7 protein-coding genes and 1 pseudogene are annotated in these 7,931 nt (G+C 67.9%); 2 read left to right on the top strand and 6 right to left on the bottom strand.

The genetic code is table 11. The features are described 5' to 3' along the window. On the top strand, positions 1 to 1,510 hold a 1,510-nt coding region (locus A5711_RS04965), incomplete at its 5' end, for a cell wall metabolism sensor histidine kinase WalK (RefSeq protein ID WP_231987417.1). Here A5711_RS04965 and A5711_RS04960 read toward each other — a convergent pair. After that, positions 1,503 to 1,979, bottom strand: a complete 477-nt coding sequence (locus tag A5711_RS04960) for a lipoprotein LpqH (RefSeq protein WP_067944537.1) — start codon at positions 1,977 to 1,979, stop codon at positions 1,503 to 1,505. The two genes, A5711_RS04965 and A5711_RS04960, sit on opposite strands and share 8 nt — an antisense overlap. Positions 1,980 to 2,156: 177 nt before the next feature. On the opposite strand from A5711_RS04960, the gene A5711_RS04955 reads away from it, so the two are divergent. After that, positions 2,157 to 4,031 (top strand): alkyl/aryl-sulfatase, encoded by a 1,875-nt coding sequence (locus A5711_RS04955; RefSeq protein ID WP_369829920.1) that lies wholly within the window; start codon positions 2,157 to 2,159, stop codon positions 4,029 to 4,031. On the opposite strand, the gene A5711_RS04950 is transcribed toward A5711_RS04955, so the two are convergent. The 5 genes and pseudogenes from A5711_RS04950 to A5711_RS04930 form a co-directional block, all read right to left on the bottom strand. After that, positions 4,021 to 4,992, bottom strand: a complete 972-nt coding sequence (locus tag A5711_RS04950; protein WP_067944535.1) for an NADPH:quinone oxidoreductase family protein — start codon at positions 4,990 to 4,992, stop codon at positions 4,021 to 4,023. The genes A5711_RS04955 and A5711_RS04950 overlap by 11 nt on opposite strands. Continuing rightward, positions 4,992 to 5,603, bottom strand: a complete 612-nt coding sequence (locus tag A5711_RS04945) for a TetR/AcrR family transcriptional regulator (RefSeq protein WP_067944534.1) — start codon at positions 5,601 to 5,603, stop codon at positions 4,992 to 4,994. Before A5711_RS04945 ends, A5711_RS04950 begins: the two co-directional genes overlap by 1 nt. Then, positions 5,600 to 6,907, bottom strand: a complete 1,308-nt coding sequence (locus tag A5711_RS04940) for an acyl-CoA dehydrogenase family protein (RefSeq protein ID WP_067944533.1) — start codon at positions 6,905 to 6,907, stop codon at positions 5,600 to 5,602. The genes A5711_RS04945 and A5711_RS04940 overlap by 4 nt, the downstream gene beginning before the upstream one ends. 52 nt (positions 6,908 to 6,959) lie before the next feature. Then, positions 6,960 to 7,724, bottom strand: a complete 765-nt coding sequence (locus tag A5711_RS04935) for an SDR family NAD(P)-dependent oxidoreductase (RefSeq protein WP_067944532.1) — start codon at positions 7,722 to 7,724, stop codon at positions 6,960 to 6,962. A 1-nt stretch (position 7,725) separates the two neighbouring features. Continuing rightward, positions 7,726 to 7,931, bottom strand: a pseudogene (locus A5711_RS04930) (acyl-CoA dehydrogenase); the annotation flags it as partial.

The following is a 7,931-nucleotide window of genomic DNA, read 5'->3' as shown; positions in this document are numbered from 1 at the left end:
GGGGTCGCGACCGTCGGCCAATGCGCGGCGGGCCTGGTCCTTGCGGCTGCGGTTGCTGGTCGGGCAGATCGTCGTGCTGGCCATCGTGTGCGTCGGCATCACCGCGGTGACCGAGCTGGCGCTGAACCACCACCTGGTCAAGCAGCTCGACGGGCAACTCGCGGGCACGTCGTTCCGTTCGGCGCTGATGTACCCCGAACCGAACCGCCCGCGGCGCCAGCACTCGTACTATCCCCGCCCCGGTCCGGGCCCACGATTCCTTGACGCCCCCGGTCAGCCGGCGGGCATGGTGGCCGCGGTGGTCAACCATGGCAAGACTGTGGACGCCGGCTACCTCACCAGCAGCGGCACCCGGGCCGCGCTGACCCCGGCCGCCCAGGCGCAGCTCGAGCAAATCGCCGGCAGCCGTGCGCCGGTCACCCTGGACCTGGACGGGCTCGGCCGGTATCGGGTGGTCGCGGCCCCGAGTCGCAATGGAGGCGACACCATCGTCACGGGCCTGTCGATGGCCAACGTCGACGCCACCCTGATCCGGATGCTGGTCATTTTCGCGATCGTCACCGCGGTCGCGCTGGCCGCCGCGACGATCGCCGGGGTCGTCATCATCCGGCGGGCGCTGGCTCCGCTGCGCCGCGTCGCGCAGACCGCGAGCAGGGTGGCCGACCTGCCGCTGGATCGCGGTGAGGTCGAGCTGCCGCTGCGGGTGCGCGAATCCGACGCGAACCCCTCCACCGAGGTGGGCCAGCTGGGGTCGGCTCTTAACCGGATGCTCGATCACATCGCGGCCGCGCTGTCGGCCCGGCAGGCCAGCGAGACCCGTGTCCGCCAGTTCGTCGCCGACGCCAGTCACGAACTGCGCACGCCGTTGGCCGCGATCCGCGGATACACCGAACTGACCCAGCGCATGGGGGATGACCGGGAGGCGGTGGAGCACGCGATGAGCCGGGTGGCCTCCGAGACCGAACGGATGACGCGCCTGGTGGAGGACCTGCTGCTGCTTGCCCGGCTGGACTCCGGCCGGCCGCTGGAACGCGAGCCGGTCGATCTGTCGCGGGTGGCGGTCGACGCGGTCAACGACGCGCACGTCGCCGGCCCGGACCATCAGTGGGAGCTCGACCTGCCCGAGGAACCCGTGATCGTCACCGGTGATGCGGCCCGGCTGCACCAGGTGCTGGCCAACCTGCTCGCCAACGCCCGCCTGCACACCGGCGCGGGCACGGTCGTGACCACCCGGTTGAGCACCGAGCCGGCGAACACCGTGCTGCAGGTCATCGACAACGGCCCCGGCATCCCGGCGGCGCTTCAGTCGGAAGTGTTCGAGCGGTTCGCCCGTGGTGATACCTCGCGTTCCCGCAAGGGTGGGAGCACCGGGCTGGGTCTGGCGATCGTCTCAGCCGTCGTCAAGGCCCACGACGGAACGATCACCGTGGACAGTTCACCCGGCCACACCGAGTTCACGGTGCGGTTGCCACTCAACGGGTGGCAACCGCCCGCGTCCTCAGCTAGCTAGAGCAATTGACGTCGATTTCGAACGGCTTGTTCACCGGTTGCATCGGGTTGGCCATGTCGACCCCGGTGGCTGTCCCGGTGATCTTGTAGCTGTTGCCGTTCTTCTCGGCGGAGGCGTTACCCTGGCCGGTCCCAGAGGTGTAGCCCAGCGTCACACCGTTGACGTTGCCCAGCCCGACCGACTTCACCTGGGGCGGGTTGGCGTCGGTGAGCACGGCGGCGATGCCGGTCGCGGCGCCACCGATCGCGATGTTGGTGTTACCGCCGGCCGTGGTGCAGACGACGGAGCCGCTCACGTTCTGGTCCTTGCCGTCGATGATGACCTTGGTTCCGCTGGCAGCGCCCGCCGAGGTGTTCACCGCGGAGCTGGTGCCCGAACCGCCCGAACTCGACTTATTGCTGGAACAGCCGGAAATACCGGCGGCCAGAACTGCCGCTCCGACCACCGCGACCATCAGTCCACGCTTCACATGTTCTCCTTTGCCCGAAAGTTGCGACCCTCGGCATTGAGGGCCGTCTGGGGCAGTATGCGGTTTAACTGAGCCGAACATCTAGGGTTCCGGATAATTGTTTGAGTCTTCGTTGGCCGGTCGACAATATGCGCCGCAACGCCTCGCGAAATGGTGCGTTGGTGGCACTGTATTGGCGTGGAGCGCACACCCCCCACCGCGGTCATCGAGGCGGCGCATCGCGCGCACACGCTGCCATTCGATGACGACGCGGATTTTCACAACGCCGATCGCGGATTCATCGCCGCCCTGTCCCCGTGCGTCATCAAGGCGGCCGACGGACGAGTGGTCTGGGACAACGACGCCTACTCCTTCCTCGGTGGTCCTGCCCCACCGTCGGTGCACCCCAGCCTGTGGCGGCAGTCCACGCTCGCCGCCAAACAGGGCCTCTACGAAGTGGTTCCGGGCATCTACCAGGTCCGTGGCTTCGACCTTTCGAATGTCACGTTCGTCGAGACCGACACCGGCATCATCGTCATCGACCCGCTGGTGTCCACGGAGGTCGCGGCGGCGGCACTGGCGCTGTATCGCGCGCACCGCGGGGGCGACCGGCCCGTCGTCGCGGTCATCTACACCCACAGCCACGTCGACCACTTCGGCGGCGTGCTGGGCGTCACCTCACAGGAGGATGTGGACGCGGGCGCGGTGGCCGTGCTCGCACCGGAAGGCTTCGTCGAACATGCGGTCCAGGAGAACGTCTACGCCGGTCCGGCCATGACGCGCCGGGCGACCTACATGTACGGCACCCTGTTGTCCCGCGGACCGCGGGACCAGGTGGGCTGCGGGCTGGGCCAGGCGACCTCCACCGGCGAGGTGGCGATCATCGTCCCCACCATCGATGTCCGCGAGACCGGCGAGAGGCACACGATCGACGGTGTTGAGATCGAGTTCCAGATGGCGCCCGGCACCGAGGCGCCCGCCGAAATGCATTTCTACTTCCCGCGTTTCCGCGCGCTGTGCATGGCCGAGAACGCCACCCACAACCTGCACAACCTGCAGACCCTGCGCGGTGCCCTGGTGCGCGACCCACACGCCTGGGCCGGTTATCTGACCGAGGCCATCGACGTCTTCGCCGACCGCGCCGATGTGGTGTTCGCATCCCATCATTGGCCGATCTGGGGGCGGGAGAGCATCGTCGAATTCCTGTCGCTGCAGCGCGACTTGTACGCCTACCTGCACGACCAGACGTTGCGACTGCTCAACCGCGGCTACACCGGCGTCGAGATCGCGGAGATGTTCCAGATGCCGCCGGCGCTCGAGCGCGCCTGGCACACCCACGGCTATTACGGGTCGGTCAGTCACAACGTGAAGGCCGTCTACCAGCGTTACATGGGCTGGTTCGACGGCAACCCGGCCCGATTGTGGCCGCATCCGCCCGAGACGCTCGCGCCGCGTTACGTCGAGGCGATGGGCGGAATCGACCGGGTTGTCGAACTGGCCCAGACCGCATTCGACACCGGTGACTTCCGTTGGGCGGCAACGCTGCTGGACCACGCCATCTTCACCGACAGCGCGCACACCGTCGCCCGCGCGCTGTACGCGGCCACGCTCGAGCAGCTGGCCTACGGCGCCGAGAATGCCACCTGGCGCAACTTCTTCCTCAGCGGCGCAACGGAATTGCGCGGTGGAAACTTCGGCACCGCGACTCAGGTCACCTCGCCCACCATGCTTTTGCAGCTGACCCCGGAGCAGATCTTCGACAGCCTCGCCATCCGTGTCGACGGGCCGCGCAGCTGGGATCTCGACCTCGCCATCGACATCGCCTTCGCCGATCTGACCGCCAACTACCGGCTCACCTTGCGCAACGGGGTGCTCGTGTACCGCAGGGTGGCGGCCGACCCCGCGACCGCGACGGTCACGGTCGAGCTGGCCGGCAAATCCCGGCTGCTGACGGCGGCGCTGGGCGACTTCGCCTCGCCCGGCCTACAGGTATCCGGCGACCAGGCGGCACTGCGGGCATTTCTGGATGCGCTCGATCAGCCGGACCCGAGCTTCGACATCGTCACGCCGTGACGTCGATGACGACCTTGCCCAACACCTTCCGGTCGGCCACATGCCGCAGCGCGGCGGCGGTTTCGGACAGCGGGAACCGCGCGCCGATGTACGGCCGGATCGTGCCGGCGGCGAACATCTCCGACAGCTCCCGCATGTCGCGGACGGCCTCGTCGGGGTGGTCGGTCATGAATGTGCGGATCTCCATGCCTCGCACGCAGATGTCCTTGAGCAGAACGAGATTGAGGGGGATCGCGGGTATCGTGCCCGCCGCGTAGCCCAGGGTGACGAAGGTGCCGCCGCGCGCCAACCCGCGCAGCGCCGGCTCCGCGTACGGCCCGCCGACCGGGTCGATGATCACTCGGGCGGCGTCGCCCGTGAGCTCGCGGATGCGCGACTTCAAGTCTTCACGCTCATAGTCGACTGTCGCCTCGGCGCCCCGCCGCCGGCACAGCTCGAGCTTCTCCGGGCTCGAAGCGGCCGCCAGCACCCGGGCCTTCATGGCGACGGCCAGGTCGACGGCGGCCAGCCCGACACCGCCGGCGGCGCCCAGCACCACGACCCAATCACCTTCTGCCACCGCGGCGGTCGAGCGCAGTGCGTGGTAGGCGGTGCGGTAGGTCACGCCGAAGGCGGCGGCCGACCCGAAGTCGGCGTCGTCGGGCACGGGCGCCGCCTGGCTCGCGTCCAGCAGCGCCAGTTCGGCGAACGCGCCGAAGGTGGTCCCGGAAACCCGCTGCCCCGGTTGGAAGGGCGCGCCTGCGCCGGCGGCGATCACTTCACCGGCGATCTCGTTGCCCGGTATGAACGGTGGCGGAATCTTCACCTGATACTTGCCGGCGATGAACAGCACGTCGGGAAAATTGACCGCGGCGGCGTGCACCCGCACCAGCAGCTGCCCCGGGGCCGGAACCGGGTCATCGACGTCCTCGAGGACAAGGTCTTCCGGAGTGCCGTAGGAACGGCAGACGACGGCGCGCATCAACCGACCCCCAGGCCGCGCAGGCAAAAGCCCACCAGGTGTGCGATGTCGTCGGATTCAGGCCGGTCGGCCGACCCCACATATCGGCGCATGTTCGCGGCGGTGCAACTGAACACGGCCTCGACGTCGCGCTCGACATCGCTACTTCCCAGCGCCGCAACGGGTTCGACGAGCAGATCGCGTAGCGGTCGCAACATCTCCTGATCGGCCGCACGCCAATTCGCGCCGGCCGACATCTGTCCGACGGCCGCCCGGCTCAGGCTGCTCAGGTGCGGGTCGGCCACTTGCGCGAGCGCGCCCTCGATCCAGCGGGCGACCCGATCGCGCGGCTCGCGCTCCTTGGCCATCTGGTGCTCGAGGTAGGACACGACGATGGCCACACCGCGTTCCATGACGGCCAGGATGAGATCGTCCTTACCGGCGAAATACCGGTAGAACGCCTTGTTGGAGGAACCGGCCTCGGCGACGATATCGCTCACCCGAGGTGGCTCCGGCGCGACCCGTTCCATGACACGGACCGCCGCGGCCAGGATGCGCTCCACCTCCTCGGTAGCCTCCCGCTGGCGGTCGTCGAGCGCCCGTTCGACCGCCGCGGTCACCCTGCTGCTCACGGCGAATCAGGCAGCGCCGGCACACGGTTGACGAGGTCGCCGTACTTGGTGCGTGCGGCCTCCCGCCGGATGTCCAGCAGTTCGCTCGGCCACTCGGCGTCTTCGGACTCGTAGTGTTTGAGCAGCAGCCGGGCCAGGTTGACCTTGTGGGCCTCGGTCGGCCCGTCGGCCAGGCCGAGCGCCACCCCGCCGAGCAGCACGTTGACCAGCGGCAGCTGGTCGGTGGTGCCCAGCGCACCGTGCACCTGGATCGCCCGCAGCCCAATCGATTTCAGCACCTGGGAGGCCAGGATCTTGCAGGCGCCGATCTCGGCGCGGGCCGCATGCTCCCCGGCGGTGTCGATCAGCCACGCCGCGTGCAGCACCGCAAGCCGGAACGGCATCAGCTCGGTGTAGGAGTCGGCGATGAATGCCTGAACCAGCTGCTTATCGGCCAGCGAACTGCCCTGCGTGAAACGGCTTTTCGCGCGGCGCGCCATCATCTCCACCGCGCGCTGGGCCACCCCGATCGACCGCATCGCATGGTGCAGCCGCCCGCCGGCCAGCCTGGTCTGCAAGATCATGAAGCCTTGGCCCGGTTCACCCAACAGCGCGTCCGACGGCACCCGGACGCCCTCGTAATGCACCAGGGAGTGCCCGGGTTCGTGCGGCAGCGCGCCGACCAGGTGGTGGGTGGCCTCGATGGTCAGCCCGTCGGTACCGGCCGGCACCAGGAACGTCGAGGCGCCCCGATGGACGGGCACGTCCGGGTCGGTGATCGCGACGACGATGAAGAACGAGGCGACGGAGGCGTTGGAGGAGAAGTACTTTCGACCGGTGATCACCCAGTCGTCGCCGTCGCGGAAGGCGCGCGTCCGAAACACCCGCGGGTCGGCGCCACCCTGCGGCTCCGTCATCGAGAAGCACGAGAAGATCTCCCCGGACAGCAGGCCGGCGAGGTAGCGGTCCTTTTGTTCCTGCGTTCCGAAGCGCGCGATGATTTCGGCGTTGCCGGTGTCGGGCGCCTGCGTACCGAAAACGATTGGCGCCCAGGGACTGCGGCCCAAAATCTCGTTGATCAACGTCAGCTTGACCGCGCCGAAGCCCTGGCCCCCGAGTTCGGGGCCCAGATGCGGTGCCCACAAGCCTTGGTCGCGGACCTGCTGCTTGAGCGGATCGACGATGCGACGGCGTTCTTCATTCAGTGGCAGAAACTCGCAACCCGGGAACAGCACCTCGAGCGGCTCGACCTCTTCGCGGACGAAGTCGCGGACCCAGTCGATTTTCCGCTGGAAGTCCGGTTCGGTGGAGAAGTCCCAAGACATTCGAATGCTCCTACTCTTTTATTGGCGGCGACCCGCCGCCCGGCTCGCCACGCTAGGGAATTCCACCGTCGGCGCGCAGGATCGAACCGGTGGTGAAACTGGAGGCGTCCGATGCCAGAAACAGTGCGGCCCCGACGATTTCGGCCGGTTCTCCGGCGCGCTGCAGCGCCAGGTGCTTGAACGGCGTGCCCTGGGCGGCGTCGAGATTCCACGCTTTGCTCACGTCGGTGAGGAAGGGGCCGGCCATCAGCGTGTTGACCCGCACCACCGGCCCGAACGCCTTCGCCAGCGCCTCGGTCATGGCATTGAGCCCGGCCTTGGCGGCGGCGTAGGGAACGATGTCAGGAGTGGGGCGCAACGACCCGGCCGTGCTCACGTTGATGATGGACCCGCGGCCGGCCGCCACCATCCGCTGGCCCACCAACGCCGACAACCGGAACGGCCCTTTGAGGTTGAGGTTGAAAACCGCGTCGAACAGTTTCTCGGTGACGTCGGTCAGCTTGTCGTACAGCGGTGACATGCCGGCGTTGTTGATCAGCGTGTCCACCTTGCCGAACCTGTCGTAGGTCGCGTCGACCAGGCCGTCGAGTTGGTCCCAGCGCCCGACGTGCACCTGGTACGGCATAGCGGAGCGCCCGGTTTCTGCCTCGATTTCTTTGGCCGTGCTCACGCAGTTGTCCATGTTGCGGCTGGCGATCACCACGTCGGCGCCGCAGCGCGCGGCGGCGAACGCCATCTCGCGGCCCAGTCCTCGGCTTCCGCCGGTGATCAGCACGACCCGGTCGGTCAGATCGAAAAGCCGGTCGGCATAACCCATCTCAATGGCCCCTGGTCAGTTCGGCCGCCGTGGCGATCAGCTGCGGGATCATCGTCCCGAAGGCGTCCTGGATCTTGGGGTCGACCTTCCCGGACTTCACTCCCGCAGCGTAGGTCTTTTCCAGCACGATGCCGAGCTTCCAATTCGCCAGCACCAGGTAGTAGTCGATGTTTTCGGTGGAAAGCCCGCTGACCGACTCGTAGTGCC

Origin of the sequence: Mycobacterium sp. E2238, from assembly GCF_001672665.1 — a bacterium.
Taxonomy (GTDB): domain Bacteria; phylum Actinomycetota; class Actinomycetes; order Mycobacteriales; family Mycobacteriaceae; genus Mycobacterium.
The sequence above is the reverse complement of the archived record's forward strand: the minus strand, read 5'-3'. Positions and strand labels throughout refer to the sequence as shown.

Coding starts and splice junctions, on each gene's coding strand:
- A5711_RS04950 (WP_067944535.1), bottom strand. CDS start 4,992: ATGCGCGCCGTCGTCTGCCGTTCCTACGGCACTCCGGAAGACCTTGTC.
- A5711_RS04940 (WP_067944533.1), bottom strand. CDS start 6,907: ATGTCTTGGGACTTCTCCACCGAACCGGACTTCCAGCGGAAAATCGAC.
- A5711_RS04935 (WP_067944532.1), bottom strand. CDS start 7,724: ATGGGTTATGCCGACCGGCTTTTCGATCTGACCGACCGGGTCGTGCTG.